Here is a 1,160-nt window from a genome sequence, read left to right as displayed (position 1 = left end):
GGAAGGCTATATCCACGTCGCGCCGGAAGGCACTGCAACCGAGGCAGATCTCGCCGAGTGGATCGATCGTGCGCTGGCTTTCGTCGAGACACTGCCGCCGAAGGTCAAACCCGCCAAGGTCGCAAAGCGGCCAGCCTGAACAGATCGCGCCGCCTATCCTTCACATCGGCCGTGTCGGCGGGGCTCGGCCCGGGCACGCAGTCGGCGGAGGAAGCGATGGCATCTCTGGCGGGACGTTGCATGTGCGGCGCGGTCACCTGGATCTATTCCGGAGAGCTCACGCGAAATCTTGTCTGTCACTGCGCCGATTGCCAGCGCGCCACGTCCGCTCCCTTCACTGCTTTCCTCGGCATGAGGCCGGAGCAGCTGAACTGGGCCGGCGTCATCAGGCACTATGAAAGCAGCCCGAACACCTTTCGCGGGTTCTGCCCGTCCTGCGGCACCAGGCTCTACTTCCGCTCCGACAGATGGCCCGGCGAGATCCACGTTCACGCCGCGACCATGACCGACCCGGCCGACTACCGTCCGGACGCCCAGGTCTTCTCGCGCTCGCGCGCGAATTGGCTCGACCAGCTGCAGTCGATTTCAGCCCATGAGGATTTCCAGCAGGCGCCATCCACCGGGTTGCGTTGAAGGCGCGGCCAAAACGTGTCGGCCTGGGGCAACGCCAGCCACAAAAAAAGCCGGGCGCGCGGCCCGGCTTTTTCCGTGTCGTGGCTTGGACGACTTAGAACTTCATACCGACGCCGAAAGTGACGCGGTTGTCCTTCGACTTGACGTTGCCGAAGCCGTCAAAGTCCTTGTCGCCGTAGTCGCTGTAGCGGTACTCGACGCGGCCGAACACGTTGTCGGTGATCTTGATGTCGGTGCCGACACCGGCCGTCCAGCCCAGCATACCCTTGCTGTCGCTGAAGCCGCCGCCTTCCACCTTCTGGTTCTTGGCGGCGAGACCGCCGGTGCCATAGAGCAGGATTTCCGGGGTCACGGCATAGCCGAGACGGGCGCGCAACGAGCCTTCGAGGCCGCCCTTGGCCTCGACGCCAGCGCTGTCGCCCTTGACGCCATTGTAGCCGAGATCGGCTTCAGCGCCGTAGACGAAGTTGTCCTGCTGCCAGTTGTAGCCGCCGAAGACGCCGCCGACGAAGCCCTTGGTCTTAATA

2 protein-coding genes are annotated in these 1,160 nt (G+C 64.1%); one reads left to right on the top strand and one right to left on the bottom strand.

All coding sequences use genetic code 11. The features are described from left to right. Positions 1 to 216 precede the first annotated feature (216 nt). On the top strand, positions 217 to 633 hold the full coding sequence (locus EOA60_RS33960; RefSeq protein WP_095823911.1) for a GFA family protein: 417 nt from the start codon (positions 217 to 219) through the stop codon (positions 631 to 633). A gap of 94 nt (positions 634 to 727) precedes the next feature. Here EOA60_RS33960 and EOA60_RS33955 read toward each other — a convergent pair. Further along, positions 728 to 1,160 (bottom strand): outer membrane protein (locus tag EOA60_RS33955; protein ID WP_164899809.1); only part of this gene is annotated, 433 nt, incomplete at its 5' end.

Origin of the sequence: Mesorhizobium sp. M1A.F.Ca.IN.020.06.1.1 (assembly GCF_004023265.1) — a bacterium.
In the GTDB taxonomy this organism is placed as follows: Bacteria; Pseudomonadota; Alphaproteobacteria; order Rhizobiales; family Rhizobiaceae; genus Mesorhizobium.
This window is presented reverse-complemented; position numbering and strand designations above follow the sequence as displayed.